Source organism: Paractinoplanes durhamensis, from assembly GCF_016862175.1.
Classification (GTDB): domain Bacteria; phylum Actinomycetota; class Actinomycetes; order Mycobacteriales; family Micromonosporaceae; genus Actinoplanes; species Actinoplanes durhamensis.
In genome coordinates this window covers 88,551-103,226 of the sequence record NZ_BOML01000029.1, presented here as the reverse complement: position 1 = coordinate 103,226, position 14,676 = coordinate 88,551, and the positions used below count along the sequence as shown (strand labels likewise).

Genomic DNA, 14,676 nt, shown 5'->3' with positions numbered 1-14,676 from the left:
GCACTCGCTGAAACGCCTCGCTGAAACGCCTCGCTGAAACGCCTCGCTGAAACGCCTCGCTGAAACGCCTCGCTGAAACGCCTCGCGGAAACGCCGAAGGCGGGGTGGGCTTCGTGAAGCCCGCCCCGCCGGTTTGTTGATCAGACCTCGACCGGCGTCAGTTCCGGCAGGACCGTGGCCGGGCGTTCCGTCGTGCGCTTGGCCGTCGGGACCAGGAACGCGACGGCGATCGCCGCCACCGCGATCCCGCCCAGGATCAGGAAGGACTCGGTGAAACCGGACTCGGCGGGCAGGCCCTGCACGCCGGGGTGACCGGCGACGATCGAGCTGACGATCGCGGTGCCGATGCTGGCGCCGATCGTGCGGATGTTGGTGTTCATGCCGGAGGCGGCGCCGGTCTGGTGCATCGGGACGCTCTGCACGATCAGGCTGATCATCGAGGAGTAGATCAGGCCCAGGCCGATGCCGAAGACACCGCCGGCGACGGCCACCGCGGCCCTGTCGGAATGCGCGAGGGCGAGCGAGAAGCAGGAGATCGCGGCCAGCACCGCGCCGATCACCAGCTGCGACTTGCTGGAGACCCAGCGGGTCAGCGGGCCGCTCAGCGAGCCGAACACCGCCATCATCACCAGCATCGGCAGCATCAGCAGGCCGGCCGCGGTGACCGAGGCGCCGAAGCCGTAGCCGGATGCCTTCGGCACCTGGACGAGCTGCGGCAGGAAGGCGAAGATGCCGAACATCGCGGCGCCGAAGAGCAGCGCGACCAGGTTGGTGGTCCAGACCGCCGGCAGCCGCATCATCCGCATGTCGATCAGCGGGTTGGCCGACCGGAGCTCGGCGAGGAACCACCCGGCGAACAGGACGGCGGCGGTGATCAGCAGGCCGATGGTGCGGCCGGAACCCCAGCCCCAGGTGGTGCCCTTGCTGAGCGGGAGGAGCAGGGCGATGAGCCAGCCGGAGAGGAGGACCGCGGAGAGCCAGTTCACCCGCCCCGGCGTGCGCACCGGGGAGGCCGGGACCAGCCGCCAGGCCAGCACACCGACGACGGTGACCACGGCCATCGGGATCCAGAACAGCCAGCGCCAGTCGAGGGCGCCGACGATCGGGCCGGCCAGGACGATGCCGAGGCCGGAGCCGGTGGCGATGACCGCGGCCATCACGCCGACCGCCGAGGTGACCCGGTGCGGTGGGAACTCGTCGCGGATGATGCCGAACGACACCGGGAAGACGGCGCCGCCCAGGCCCTGCAGGACGCGGGCCACGATGAGCACGCCGATGTTGGGCGCCAGCGCGGCGACCAGGCAGCCGACCGCGATCGCGGCCAGCGCGACCAGCAGGGCGCGGTCCTTGCCGATCATGTCGGCGATCCGGCCGACCAGTGGGGTGGCCACCGAGGCGGCGAGCAGCCAGGCGGTCAGCACCCAGGTGACCGTGCCGGTGCTCGTGTGCAGGTCCTGCTGGATCGTCGGCAGCACCGGCGTGACCAGCGACTGCATCAGCGAGAAGGCGGCTGCCGCGGCGGCGAGCACCGTGAAGGTGGCGCGCGGCGAAGACTGATAAAGTCGAGGCATGCCTCCAGATTAGTGGAGGGGGGCCTCCGTTTTGCAAGGCCTTTACCTGTGTTGGGGGTCACTATGGTTACCGTGCGTCGTCCCCAGCGGGCGGACGCCCGTCGCAACTTCGACGCGTTGCTCGCCGCCGCGCGCTCCTCCTTCGCGGAGAACGGCACGGACGCCTCGCTGGAAGAAATCGCCCGGCGGGCCGGCGTCGGCATCGGCACGCTCTATCGCAACTTCCCGACCCGGCGCGACCTGTTCGAGGCGGTCTACGTCGAAGAGGTCAACCAGCTGGCCGAGGTAGCGGCGGCGGTCGCTGCGCTTCCGCCGTGGGAGGCACTCACCGCGTGGCTGGACCGCTTTGTGTCGTACGCCGTGACCAAGCGGGCCATCATCGAGGCGCTGAACCGGGAGTCCGAGATGTTCGCCACCTGCCGCCGCACCATGTACGACGCGGGCGAGCCGCTGCTGGAACGCGCCCAGAAGGAGGGCGTGGTCCGCTCCGACCTGTCCTTCGACGACCTGCTGCGGATGGTCTCCGGCCTGACCTCGGGGGCCTACGTCGACGACGCCCAGCGCTCCCGGGTCGTCTCCTTCGCCCTCGACGGCCTGCGGGTCCGTTAGAGCCTGATCGCCTCGCCGGTCCGGGCGCTCTGCCGGGCCGCATCCAGCACGGCCATCACGCGCAGCGTGTCGGACGGCTCGACCGGGACCGGGCCCTCGCCGCGCACCGCCGCTGCGAACGCCGGGTAGAACGTGTCCCACCGGCCGCGCTCGCTCGGCACCGGCGCGCTCGTCTCGCCGCGGTGGATCCGGCCCCACAGGTGCTCGTGCTCGACGCCCCAGCGGTCGCCCAGGCCGGCCGGCGACTTGCCCGCCTTGAGCAGCGCCTCCTGGCCGTCCATGCCGTTGTCGATGACGTAGGCGGCGGTCGAGCCGGAGACCCGGAAACGCGGGCCCGGCGCCGCCTGCCGCCAGCTGCCCCACAGGTGCGATTCGACCCCGTTCACGTGGTGCAGGGCCGCGAAGAAGTCGTCGTCGAGTTCGCCGTTGCCGCGCACCTCGGCGTAGACCCGGGTGACCGGGCCGTGCAGCAGGATCGCCTGATCGAACAGGTGCGACCCGAAGTCCAGGAGGGTGCCGCCGCCGGCCGGGTTCATCTTGCGGTCGGGTGACCAGCGCTCGAAGCGGGACTCGAACCGGCGGATCGTGCCGAGCGCGCCGTCGGCGATAAGCTTCTGCACGGTCAGCAGGTCGGAGTCCCAGCGCCGGTTCTGGTAGGCGCTGAGCAGAGTGCCCTTCGCGGCGGCCGCGTCGACGACGCTCTTGGCGTCGGCGGCGTCGAGCGCGAACGGCTTGTCGACCACCACGGCCAGCCCGAGCGCGATCGCCTCCCGGGCCAGATCGGCGTGGGTGGCGGCGGGCGTCGAGATCGCCACCGCCTCGGCGCCGGCCTCAGCGATCGCCGCGATCGAGTCGAAGGCGGTAAGCGTCGGCCGCTCGGCGGCCAGCTCGGCGCGGCGCTCCGGCGATTTCGTGACGACTCCGACGAAGTCGACGTTCTTCGCCGATGCCAGCAGCGGGGCGTGGAAGATCCGCCCACCCGAGCCGAAACCGACGAGCCCGAAACGCACCGTGTCGCTCATTCCGAAAGCGTGCCACACGATCGCCGGCCGTGCCGATCAAGGTCGGTCCGAGCGCCGCCCCGACCTGCGAACGAGCATCCGCACGCTGCTCCGGCTCCGCCGCAGGGTGATCCGGGCCGCACGGAACGTCGTCACGACCGGCCGGAGGAGTCCGCGGCGGACGGCGTCGGCGATGGGGGTGATCAGGCGGCGGCGGGCGGCGTGCAGTGGGCGCTTGATCAGGTTCCGGCCGAGCCAGGCGGTGGGCGCGGTGATGAGATTGCGCCAGGCCCAGGCGAGCGTTGCGGCGGCGAATCGCCACAGCCACACCGCGGGGGCGACCGCCAGGTTCCGCCAGATCCAGACCAGGGCGGTGGTCCCGGCACGCCGGAGCCGGACGATCGGCGCGACGATCAGGTGTCGCCAGAGCCAGGCGAGCGTCGCGGTGCCGGTTCGCCATATCCATGCGGTGGGCGTGACGATCAGGTGTCGCCACAGCCACGCGGTGGGTGTGGCGATGACGTTGCGCCAAACCCAGGCCAAGGTCGTCGTCACGGCCCGCCAGAGCCATGTGGCTGGGTTTCGCCAGCTCCAGCGCACGGCGGCGGCCGTGATGCGCCAGAGCCGTTCCAGCAGGGCGGTGGTGATCTGCCAGAACCACGCGAAGGGCGCGACGACCAGTGTCCGCCAGACCCAGGCGATCGTGCTGGCGGCGATCTGCCAGAGCCAGGCGATCGGCGTGACGATGAGGCTCCGCCAGATCCAGCTCAGCGCTGCGGCTACGCCTCGCCAGAGCCAGGCGATCGGCGTCGCGATGAGGTTGCGCCATGCCCAGCTCAGTGTGGTGATCGCCGTTCGCCACAGCCAGGCGATCGGCGTGACGATCAGATGTCGCCAGAGCCATGCGATGGCAAGGGCGGTGGTCCGCCATAGCCAGGCGATCGGTGTGGCGACCAAGGTCTGCCAAGCCCACGCGAGAGACGCGACGGCAAGTCGCCATGCCCAGGCGATCGGGGTGGCGACGAGGTTCCGCCACGTCCAGACGACCGCCGTCATGGTGATTCGCCACAGCCAGGTGAGTGGTACGACGACGAGGTTTCGCCAGATCCACACCACGGCGACGGCAGCGGTCCGCCAGAGCCATGCCACGGCGTGAGCGACGGTCCGCCACAGCCAAGCGATCGGTGTGGCGACCAAGGTCCGCCAAGCCCAGGCGACTGCCGTCGCGGTGATTCGCCACAGCCAAATGAGCGGCGCGGCGATGAGGTTTCGCCAGATCCAGGTGAGTGCGGTGGCGGTGGTGTTGGCGAACCAGGCGAGTGGTGTGGCGATCAGGGTTCGCCAGGCCCAGGCCAGCACGGTGGTGGCGATGTGCCAGGCTCGGGCGAGCGGTGTGGCGATCAGGTTGTGCCAGGACCAGGCCCATGCGGTGGTGGCCATGCGCCCGAGCCGCGCGAACGGCGTCGCGATGAGGGTGCGCCACGCCCCGGCGAGCAGGCCGGCCGTGCGGTGCCACAGCCATGCGGCCGAGGCCGTGATGATGTGCCACAGCCGAGCGGCGGCGGCCGTGCTGGTTTGCCACAGCCACGCGAGTGGGCCGGCGACGGCTGTGCGCCAGAGCCGGCCGAGGGGATCGATGATCGCCTGGCGGAGGAGCCCGGGCAGCCGCCGCAGTGTTTCCCAGGCCAGGTGGAGCGGCAGCACCACGACGACCGCGATCACCTGCAGCGGCCGGCGCAGCCAAGCGGGAAGCTCGGGCTCGTCCGTCCGCTCTGTTGTCATCAGTCCAAAACGGTAAGTCACCAGCGCAAACTCGGGCCCGGCCGAAACCGCCGGCTACAGCTTGACGCCCTTGTCCCGGCACAGCTGCGCGTAGGTGCCGGTGCACAGCTGGGCCGCGGCGACGAAGCCGTCCGCCACCACGTCCTTGACCTCGTCGATGGTGATCGGCAGGGGCACCAGAGAGACGAACGGGATCTGCCGGTCGGACTCCGGGTCCTTGGTCGTTGTGCCGACCGCCGGGTTCTGGCCGCGGAGCACCTGAACGGCGATGTTGGCTGCGGTCTGCGCCTCGAGCTTGATTCGCTTGTAGACCGTCATGCACTGATCGCCGGTCAGAATGTTGCGCAGGCCCTCGATCGTGGCGTTCTGCCCCGTCACCGGGACCTCGCCGTTGCGCTTCTTCCCGCGCAGCACGGCGATGGCGGCGTTGGCGATCCCGTCGTCGGCGGCCAGCACACCGTTGATCCGCGGTTGCTGATCGAGCATTTGGACGAAGATGTCGCGGGCCTGCACAGGCGCCCAGCCCGGCACGTATTGCGACGGTCCTTTGGTGTATTCCGCGTCGTCGTATTTCGGAGTGAGCACGAAATCGTGCCCCACCGTCAGCTGATCGGCATTGTGATCCGACGGCGCCCCGTTGAGCTCGGCGATCATAGGATTGGCCGGCGGTTTCTTGCCGAGGCACTTGACCAGACCGTAGCCCTGCATCCGCCCGATCTCCTCCGGATCGAAGCCCACTATGTAATCGGCGCCCCCGCCGACGGTGAGACGGTCGTAATCGATGACCGTCACCTTTTTCTGGTGTGCATTGACGATGACGGACTTACCGACGGACGAGTCCGGGCTGGTGATGATCAGCACCTTGACCCCATCATTGATCATCGAATCGGCGATCTGCTGAAAGTCCGTCCCGTCGCCCGATGTGGTGCGAACCTGGGCAGCGATGCCGGCCGCGCGAAACGCCTCGGTGAAGTAGCCCGGGTCCTGCTGCTTCCAGCGAGGCGAACTGGTCACCTCCGCAAGAATCACGCCAACCCGGGTTTCGCCCGACCCCGCACTGCCCCCGTCGCCCCCCGACCCGGAGTCCCCCGAGCCGGTGCAGCCGGCCAGGAGCGTCACGACCAGCGCACCGGCAACGGCAACCGGGCCCTTGCTTTTCCGCATGAAATTATCGCCCTGTCAGTCGAGGAGAGTCCGGCTCCGCAGCGATGCCCCGGAGCGCGCCGGCCCAGCAAGATCGATCAGTACTTCTTCGCAAATCCGCGTAGCCCACCAGCCACCAAGGACACCCACCGCCAGAGTCCCGGCCACCTGACCGAGCCGAGGACCGCCGCCCCGTCAGCCGCGACGCCACATCAACGCGGTCGTTGGGGCCGGTCCGCGGTATAGAGCTTGAGGTGGGGCCGGCGGAGCGGGTGGGGCCGGTCCGGGGTGTCGAGCTTGAGGTGGGGCCGGCGGAGCTGGTGGGGCCGGTCCGCGGTGTCGAGCTTGAGATGCGATCGGCGAGGCCGGGGCGGCCGGTCCGTGACACCGAGCCGGACAGCCGGTGGGTGAGATGGATCGGACCGGTCCGGGGTGCCGGGACCGCGGGCCTGTCGGCGAGGTCGAGATGCCCGGTCCTGCTCGTGCCGGACCCGAAATTTCCGGCGGCATCCACGGCGGCGCCTGCGTCGGACGCGTGCCGCGTCACGGCGCGAGGCCGCAACGGGTCAGGGGCGTTCGCAGGCATCGTCCAGGCTCCGATCAGGTAAGAGCGCGAGGACGGGGGAGCGTTGCTCGCCGGGGCCGCCGTGTCATCCGAGGCCATTTGATAAAGAAGGTGTCGGAATTCCGCAAGCATGGACTGGCATCGCTCGCGAACATTAATTTTCCGGCCTCGATATGTCAACGCCAGTCCACCGAAGGTGGTCAGAATTGCCGAGTGCTTGCACGATCCGTGCATATATCGGTTTCCGACATGAAATTTCTCATGCGACCAACGCCGACCGGCTGCCGGAGACGCAGGCTACCCCAGGTGTCCGAGCGTCTCGGCGTCGGCCGCCGCCAAAGATCATCAGTTTGGCTTCCTGTTAGTGCCGACCCGCATGCCACCGATTCCCGCACCGCCGGAGTAGCAAATCCGACGCCGCCAACGTGCGACAATGTCGGACGTCGGCCATTGACAATGCCGCCCCTCAGTGCACCAAAAATTGCACCTGTGTTGCGCGAGTGTGTCCTACCGGAAAACGCCGCTGCATAACAACGATTTTATTCGAAGGCTGCGCTCCAGCAGTGTCCCGACCCGGCCCGGACATCTCAAGATCTTTTCGCCGCGGCCCACACGAATAAGCCCCACGGTGCGCTGGGGTCTCCCGCGCCAGTCCGTGTTTCGCCGGCCGCCGGGCGTTCCGATTCGCCTGCGCGTCCGGGTCGCTGTTCGCCCGACGGCGGCCTTATGGCCGTGACTCGGTCAGGCGGCGAGGCGGGGTCCGGGTCGGGCGAAGGTCTCTGTGCGGTTCTTGCCGGCTGCCTTGGCGCCGTACATGGCCACGTCGGCGCGGAGAGTCAGCTCGGCCACCGTCAGGCCGGGCTCGGCCATCGCGATGCCCACGCTGGCGCCGACCGTCACCGTGGCGGCCGCCAGGGCAATCGGGGCCGCGAGTTGGGCGCGCAGCTGGGTCGCGATCTGATCGGCCTCGTCCGGGCCGGACAGGCCGGTCAGCAGCACCGCGAATTCGTCGCCGCCGTAGCGCGCCGCCAACCCGCGGCCGTCAGGCGGGATGCCACCTCGATCAGCAGCTCGTCGCCGGCCGAGTGGCCGTACCCGTCGTTGACCTGCTTGAAGTCATCCAGGTCGACGTTCAGCAGCGCGACCGTGCCGCCAGGGTCGCAGGTCAGGGCGTCGGCGATGGCCCGCTGGAACTTCGCCCTGTTCGGCAGCGCGGTCAGGTCGTCGTGGTGGGCGCGGTGTTCCAGCTCGGCGTGCGCGTGGCAGCCGTTCTCGGCCAGCACGACCTGGTGCGAGAGGTTGCGGAAGGAGTCCATGACGTCGGGCGCGACCCGCCGCCGGCCGCCGACCGCGATGTAGACGTCGGCGGTTGCCGGGTCGGCGCCGAGTGCGTCGATGTGCCACTCGCGGATCTCGGGCAGCAGCGCGGCGAAGGCCGCCTGGTTGCTGATGACATCGAGGTCGAGGCGGCGGCCGCGGATGCCGTCCGGCGCGCCGGCGGCCGTGCTCACCACGAGACCGCCGCGGTGGCGGCGCAGCACCAGCAGGATGATGCCAGGGCAGACGGCGATCAGCCCGTTCGCCGTCTGGCGGCCCACGTCGCGGACCTTTTCGACGTCGGTGACGCCCAGCATCGCGTGCCCGGCCCGGGCCAGCAGCGACTCGCGGGCGGCCGTGCGTTCCTGGCGGAGCATCGACAGGTAGATCCCGCGGGTCAGCACGGCCATCAGCAGCACCTGCGGCAGTACGCCGATGACGGTCGGCGAGTTCCAGGTCATCACCCGGTCGCCGGAGATGGGGGAGATGGCGGTCGCGGCCGGGATCGAGATCAGAGCACGACGACACGGGCCACCCAGGGCTTGGTCGAGCCGTAGAGCGACAGGACGACCGTGGAGGCCAGGGCCAGGGAGGTGCTGGCCACCGGATCGTCGAGGCCGGAACCGCCGATCGCGACCAGCAACGGAATCGGAGCCGCAATCCACCAGGTAGCGCGACCGCGCCGGTAGGCGAAGACCAGCAGCACGAACGTCAGGACGATGCAGGCGGCGGAGAGGCGGATGTACTCCGGTGAGCGCAGCGCGTTGCCCAACTGGCCGAGCTGACTGAACAGCGCGAGACCGCCGATGGCGAGTGCCACCAGCCTGGTTCGGTTGAGACTGCCGTCGGGTAGCGGCAGCCGCGATTTCCACACCAGCGTTTCTTCGGTCGAACCATGCCGAACCTGAGTGCGTGCAGTGATCCTTCCTGTCGGATGAGTGACCGCTGTCGGTGAAAAGACCGCTGGGTGGGTAAACATTTGCCCCATGAAGCCCGCGCAGATGGAACGCACCCCCTTCTCGGACCTGGACAGCCAGCCCAGCGAGATGATGGCGATGCTCCTCGCCGCGCTCGAAGCGATGGGCCGCCACCCGGAGATCCGGCGGGTGCGCCGGACCGCGATGGAGGCGCTGCATCCTCAGCCGGGGGCACGGTTGCTCGACGCGGGCTCCGGGGCGGGGGACGTGTCGCGGTGGCTCGCCACCAAGGTCGGCACCGGCGGCGAGGTGATCGCGCTGGACCAGTCGGCTGCCACCATCGCCGCTGCCGTGCAGCAGCACGATGGCAGCAACGTGCGTTACATGACCGGCGACGTCTCGGCGATGACGCTGCCGACCGACAGCGTCGACGGCGTGTGGTGCGAGCGGGTGCTGCAGCACGTCGACAACGCGGACGCGGCCATCGCCGAGCTGATCCGGGTGACCCGCCCGGGCGGCCGGATCTGCCTGATCGACACGGACTGGGAGTCGCTGGCCTTCGACGGCGTGCCCGTCCGCCTCGCCGAGACGGTCATGACCGACGTGCACGGCCGCCTCACCCCGAAGCAGCTCGACATGGGCCGCACGCTGCGCCGCCGCCTGGTGGACGCGCACCTGGTCAACGTGACGGCCACCCCGGTGACCTGCCTCTTCGCCGACCCGGCCTCGGCCGCGGTGGTGCTGCCCATGGTCAACCCGATGGTGCCGGCCGACACCTGGCCGACCTCGCCCGGCGTCCGGGACAAGTGGCTCGCCCACGTCGAGGCAGCCGGCGCCCGCGGCGACTTCCTGGCCGTCCTGACCATCTGGGTGGTGGCCGGAACAGTCGCCTGACCGCCGGACCCCGCCGTGGCTGCGCCTTCGCCGGGCGGAACGGTCGTCTGACCGCCGGACCCCGCCGTGGCTGCGCCTTCGCCGGGCGGAACGGTCGCCCGACTGCCGGACCCCGCCGTGGCTGCGCCTTCGCCGGGCGGAACGGTCGTCCGACCGCCGGGCCACGCCGCCGCCGGGCGGGATGTGCGTCAGCCATCGGCGTGCCGCCAATACTGCCGTTTGTGGTCGTCGCGGACGACGTAGCCGAGGCGGCCGAGCTCGGTGCGTAGTTCGTGTTGATCGCGCTCGTCGCGGGCGGTCAGGGCCGTCTGCCGGGCGGCGAACAGTGCGTGGGCGGTGGGCTCGATCTCCGGCAGGCCGGGCACCCAGCGGCGGTAGACCGACAGGTAAGGATCTTGATCGGCCCAGGCGATGCCGCGCTCGGTGAAGCCGGCCCGCAGGCGGCGGACGGACAGGTGGCACGGCGCGCGGGTCAGCTCGCGACCGGTGTGGCCGAGCAGGATGAGCTGGTCGCGGTCGGGGAACGCGACGGCGACGTCGGCGCGTGGGACCCGGCTCTCCGTGCCGGGGCGGGACAGCACCACCTCGGCCGGGCCGATCCGCACGGTGAGGGACTCGCGGTCGACCAGGGCGGCCAGGACCGCGCCGAGCAACACACCCAGCGTGACGGCCACCGCCGTGGTGGTCGGCGCGGGCAGCCGCCGGATCAGGGCGAACGGGCCGGGCAGCGACAGCCACCAAGCCGCCCGCACCACCAGGAGGAGCAGGGCGCCGCCGGTCAGGGGGATGAGAAGCCATATCAGCGCCCGGGCCCACCAGGGTGTCGGCACGATCGTCGTTTGTTCGAACACGGGTCTGAGTTTTCGTGGGCGGCGACCCGTCGCGATACCGACTCAAGGCGATGTTCGATAGACCAAAGTCGACTGCCCACGGCGAGCGCCCGCCGGTAGCGTCGAGGCATGCCTCAGCGACTGTCGATCAAGTCTTGGCTGCTGGAGATCCTTCTGGCAGTTCTCGCGATGATGCTCGGGCTCTTCTTCGTCGCCAACGCGGTGTCGGAAGGCGACAGCGCCCCGCTGGCGGTGGAGGCGGTCGCGGCGGTGGTGTCCTTCACCGGTCTGGTGCTGTTCCGCCGCAGCCATCCGGTGGCGCTCACCCTGTTCCTCATTCCGTGCGGCATCCTCCTCGGCATGCCGATGGGCGCCACGCCGGTCGCGCTGTTCGCGGTCGCGCTGCATCGCCCGGCCCGGGTCGTGATCACGCTCGCCGCCGTGCACGCCGCGGCCACTGCGGTGATCTACGGCCTGGTGCTCGGCCTGACCTCTGAGTACTACGAGTCGGTCGCCTTCCTGGTGCTGTTGCACGTCAGCCTGGTCGCGGTGGCGCTGGTGATCCGCAGCCGCCGTCAGCTGGTCGCCTCCTGGGCCGAGCGGGTGCGGCAGGCGGAGGAGGGCCAGCGGCTGCGGATCGAGCAGGCCCGGCTGGCCGAGCGCGAGCAGATCGCCCGCGAGATGCACGACGCCCTCGCCCACCGCATCTCACTGCTGGCCCTGCACGCCGGTGCCTTGTCGGTGCGCCGCGACGCCTCGGCCGACGAGAGGCAGGCGGCCGGGGTGATCCGGCAGTGCGCCCACGACGCTTTGGAAGACCTGCGGACGCTGCTCGGCATGTTGCGCGGGCCCGCGGTCGACCGGCCGCTGCCGACCCTCGGTGACGTGCCGGCCCTGGTGGAGCTGTCCCGGGAGGCCGGCGCCGAGGTCAGCCTGTTGCTGACCGGCCGGGACGACGATTCCGAGGTGGTGCCCGATCAGATCGGCCGGCACGCCTACCGGATCGTCCAGGAGGCGCTGACCAACGCGCTCAAACACGCGCCCGGCTCCCCGGTCCGGGTCAATGTCGACGTGCGCTACCTGGAGGGGCTGTCGGTGCATGTGGTCAACGACCTCGGCTGGCACCACCCTGGTGCGGCCGGCGGGCCGGCCGAGCGAGCCGGAGGCCGTCCGGATGTGGTGTTCCCGCGGTGGCCGACCGCAGAGTCGATCATGGCCGGCGCGGCTGCTGACACGAGGGCGTCCAAAGGCACCGGCCGAGCGGCCGGCTCAGAATCACGCGACATGGCACTGGCCGCCGCGATCCCGGGCGCCGGGGCCGGCCTGACCGGGCTGCGCGAGCGGGTTCAGCTGGTCGGTGGCCACATCGAGCACGGCCCGACCGCGGCCGGGGAGTTCGACGTGACGGCGTGGCTCCCATGGCACACGTGATGGCGCAGGACCCCGCGGCAACCGACCGCCCGCCCGGCGGCGGCGCAGCGCGCGGCCGCTCGGCCGGGAGCGGCGACGTGCGTGACCGCCCTGGCGGCGACGTGCGTGACCGCCCTGGCGGCGGCGAGGTGCGTGACCGCCCTGGCGGCGGCGACGTGCGTGACCGCCCTGGCGGCGACGACGTGCGTGACCGCCTTGGCGGCGGCGACGTGCGCGATCGCTCGGCCGGCGGCGACGTGCGTGACCGCTCGGCCGGTGAAGTGGTGGGGGTGGCGGCTCGGCCGGTTCGGGTGCTGATCGTCGATGACGACGCGATGGTGCGGCAGGGGCTCGCGATGATGTTGGGGTCGTTCGACGAGATCGAGGTGGTGGGGGCGATCTGCGACGGCACCGAGGTGGCTGCCGCGGTCAACACCTTTCGGCCCGAGGTGGTGTTGATGGATATCCGGATGCCGGGGATGGATGGGCTCACCGCTACGGCGGATCTGCGGCGGCGGCGGAATCCGCCCGAGGTGCTGGTGCTGACGACGTTCGACACTGAGGAGCACGTGCGGCGGGCGATGCAGGTGGGGGCGAGCGGGTTCCTGCTCAAGCACGAGCCGCCGGCCGATATCGCCCGGGCGATCTGCCGGGCCGCGGCGGGGGAACCGATGTTCACGTCGTCGGTGCTGCGGCAGCTGATGGGTCTGGCGGCGGCCGGCGTCCAAGATCCGGGGCGGGATCGAGCACTGGCGGCCCTGGCGCAGTTGACGCCCGGCGAGCGCGGCGTCGCCCTGCTGATCGCGGATGGGAAGACCAACCAGGAGATCGCCGCCAAGCTCCTGATGAGCACCCCGACGGTGAAGGCCTACGTGACGCGCATCTTCACCAAGCTCGACCTGAGCAACCGCGTCCAGGTGGCCGCCCTGGTCCTCGAGTCCCGCTGACAAAGCCGCACCCGAGGCGCGGGGCTGCCGGCCTCGGCCCTGCGCGGAGCGCGGGTGGGTGCCGCTGGGCCGGGTGGGTGCCGCTGGGCCGGGTGGGTGCCGCTGGGTGCGGGGCGGGGTGGTGTGGGCTGGGTACAGCTCGGCCCGCCGCTGTCGGGCGGCGGGCCGGGGGCTGCAGGGCTGGGTGGTGGGGCTGGGTGGTGGGGCTGGTCAGTAGCCGGTGGGGACCATGCGGCTCAGCAGTTGGTCCAAGGGGACGCTGGCGAAGCCCACCCGTACGTCGCTGGCGCCGTAAGGCAGCCACAGGCGGTTGTCGTGGATCAGGCCTCCGCAGGAGTAGAGGACGTTCGGGACGTAGCCCTCTCGTTCCACGTCGTCCGGGTCCAGCAGGCCGTCCGGCAGGTCGGCGATCACCCGCTCGGGGTTTTCCAGGTCCAGGAGCATGGCGCCGATCGCGTAGCGGCGCATCGGGCCTACTCCGTGGGTCAGGACCAGCCAGCCCGCCTCCGTCTCCAGCGGGGAACCGCAGTTGCCCACCTGGATCAGGTCCCAGCCGCGGTGCGGGACCAGCAGCGGCACCGCTTCCTTCCAGCGGTGCTGGTCGTCGCGGACGCTCAGGCCCAGCGTCTCGCCGTCCGAGCGGCACAGCGCGAACTTCTGGCCGCCCACGTAGCGCGGGAACAGGGCCATTCCTTTGTTCCTCGCGGCGGGGCCGTGCAAGCGGGCGACGTCGAAATGCCGCAGGTCCCTGGTGAAGATGACCCGGCCGGAGATGTGCCGGCCGTCGTAGGCGGTGTAGGTCGCCTGATAGGCGACCCGGCCGTCGGGATCGAGGGTCTGGACGAACCGCGCGTCCTCCATGCCGTTGCTCTCGGCCCTCGTCGTCGGCCATAGGATCCGCTGGTGGAGTGGCATCGCGCAGGGGAACGACACCGCGTAGTCCTCGGCGACGATGTGCCGGATCCGGTCGAGGGTCTCCTGCGTGTTCGGCCGGGACAGCAACTCGGCCGGCACGTGGCCGATGACGTCCTCGAACTCCTCGTCGGTGTAGCGCTCCGGCAGCGTGGCCAGCACGTACGCGGCGGCCTCGTTGTCGATCTCGTCGTCGATGAGGGCGGCCGAGAGCTGGAAGTTGTAGTGCTGGGCGCCGACGCGTTGGCCGATGACCAGCGGACCGCTGCGGTCCTCGAGGCGGATCGCGTTGCCGGGGCCGAGCACCGCCGAGCAGAAGCCGACCGACGAGATGTGTCCCTCGCCGATCTGCCGCATGCTCAACGCCACCCGGAACTCGCCCGGTTCGAGGCCTTCCTGGTCGGGGTGCGCCACCATCGACGGGTTGCAGAGGGCGGCGGCCTCCACCGAATACTCGTGGCTGAAGTAGGCGCCGATGAGGGTGCGGGCCGTCGGGGACAGCTCGATCTCCGGCGGCACCCGGTGCTGCACGATCTCGTAGTGGTGCTGGAAGGTCGACAGCAGGTCGTGGTGCCGGCCGGCGAACCGGGCCAGCACGTCGTCGAGCAGGCGGCTCGTCTCGGCCTCGTCGAGTTGCAGGATCCGCTCGATCAGGCTGGAGGCCCGGTTGTGCACGGTCTGCTCGTCCTCGCCGGGCACAAAAAGTTTGATCACCACGCGCCGGGCGTCCGGCTGCATGACGATCTCGTGGCGGGTCAGATACGTCTGGGAATTCATC

11 protein-coding genes and 1 pseudogene are annotated in these 14,676 nt (G+C 70.5%); 4 read left to right on the top strand and 8 right to left on the bottom strand.

Annotated features, from left to right (window positions below):
* Window positions 1-140: 140 nt before the first annotated feature.
* Window positions 141-1,571, bottom strand: coding sequence for an MFS transporter (locus Adu01nite_RS17360; RefSeq protein ID WP_203727914.1), 1,431 nt, complete (start codon window positions 1,569-1,571; stop codon window positions 141-143).
* Between the two features lie 63 nt (window positions 1,572-1,634).
* Between Adu01nite_RS17360 and Adu01nite_RS17355 the strand changes: the two genes are divergently transcribed.
* Window positions 1,635-2,180, top strand: a complete 546-nt coding sequence (locus Adu01nite_RS17355; protein WP_203727913.1) for a TetR/AcrR family transcriptional regulator — start codon at window positions 1,635-1,637, stop codon at window positions 2,178-2,180.
* On the opposite strand, the gene Adu01nite_RS17350 is transcribed toward Adu01nite_RS17355, so the two are convergent.
* The 5 genes and pseudogenes from Adu01nite_RS17350 to Adu01nite_RS17325 form a co-directional block, all read right to left on the bottom strand.
* Complete coding sequence (locus Adu01nite_RS17350) at window positions 2,177-3,202, bottom strand: Gfo/Idh/MocA family protein (protein ID WP_203727912.1); 1,026 nt, start codon at window positions 3,200-3,202, stop codon at window positions 2,177-2,179. The two genes, Adu01nite_RS17355 and Adu01nite_RS17350, sit on opposite strands and share 4 nt — an antisense overlap.
* A 36-nt stretch (window positions 3,203-3,238) precedes the next feature.
* The gene (locus Adu01nite_RS17345) at window positions 3,239-4,963 is read right to left on the bottom strand and encodes a hypothetical protein (protein ID WP_203727911.1); all 1,725 of its coding nucleotides are present in this window, start codon (window positions 4,961-4,963) and stop codon (window positions 3,239-3,241) included.
* A 54-nt stretch (window positions 4,964-5,017) separates the two neighbouring features.
* Window positions 5,018-6,127: a sugar ABC transporter substrate-binding protein gene (locus Adu01nite_RS17340; RefSeq protein WP_203727910.1), complete on the bottom strand. Its 1,110-nt coding sequence runs from the start codon at window positions 6,125-6,127 to the stop codon at window positions 5,018-5,020.
* A gap of 1,378 nt (window positions 6,128-7,505) precedes the next feature.
* Window positions 7,506-7,987: pseudogene (locus tag Adu01nite_RS47810) on the bottom strand (diguanylate cyclase domain-containing protein); the annotation flags it as partial.
* 512 nt (window positions 7,988-8,499) lie between these two features.
* Window positions 8,500-8,862 carry a hypothetical protein gene (locus Adu01nite_RS17325; RefSeq protein ID WP_203727907.1) on the bottom strand — a complete coding sequence of 121 codons (363 nt, stop codon included), beginning with the start codon at window positions 8,860-8,862 and terminating at the stop codon, window positions 8,500-8,502.
* A 112-nt stretch (window positions 8,863-8,974) separates the two neighbouring features.
* On the opposite strand from Adu01nite_RS17325, the gene Adu01nite_RS17320 reads away from it, so the two are divergent.
* A complete protein-coding gene (locus Adu01nite_RS17320; protein ID WP_203727906.1) occupies window positions 8,975-9,799 on the top strand; it encodes a methyltransferase domain-containing protein in 825 nt (274 codons plus the stop codon).
* 188 nt (window positions 9,800-9,987) lie between these two features.
* Here the strand turns inward: Adu01nite_RS17320 and Adu01nite_RS17315 are convergent, their stop codons facing one another.
* Window positions 9,988-10,650, bottom strand: a complete 663-nt coding sequence (locus tag Adu01nite_RS17315) for a YqeB family protein (RefSeq protein ID WP_203727905.1) — start codon at window positions 10,648-10,650, stop codon at window positions 9,988-9,990.
* 108 nt (window positions 10,651-10,758) lie between these two features.
* Between Adu01nite_RS17315 and Adu01nite_RS17310 the strand changes: the two genes are divergently transcribed.
* Window positions 10,759-12,060: a sensor histidine kinase gene (locus tag Adu01nite_RS17310; protein ID WP_203727904.1), complete on the top strand. Its 1,302-nt coding sequence runs from the start codon at window positions 10,759-10,761 to the stop codon at window positions 12,058-12,060.
* A complete protein-coding gene (locus tag Adu01nite_RS17305) occupies window positions 12,048-12,986 on the top strand; it encodes a response regulator transcription factor (protein WP_239132476.1) in 939 nt (312 codons plus the stop codon). The genes Adu01nite_RS17310 and Adu01nite_RS17305 overlap by 13 nt, the downstream gene beginning before the upstream one ends.
* Window positions 12,987-13,196: 210 nt before the next feature.
* Here Adu01nite_RS17305 and Adu01nite_RS17300 read toward each other — a convergent pair whose 3' ends face one another.
* Window positions 13,197-14,675: a glycoside hydrolase family 130 protein gene (locus tag Adu01nite_RS17300; RefSeq protein WP_203727903.1), complete on the bottom strand. Its 1,479-nt coding sequence runs from the start codon at window positions 14,673-14,675 to the stop codon at window positions 13,197-13,199.
* Window position 14,676 lies beyond the last annotated feature (1 nt).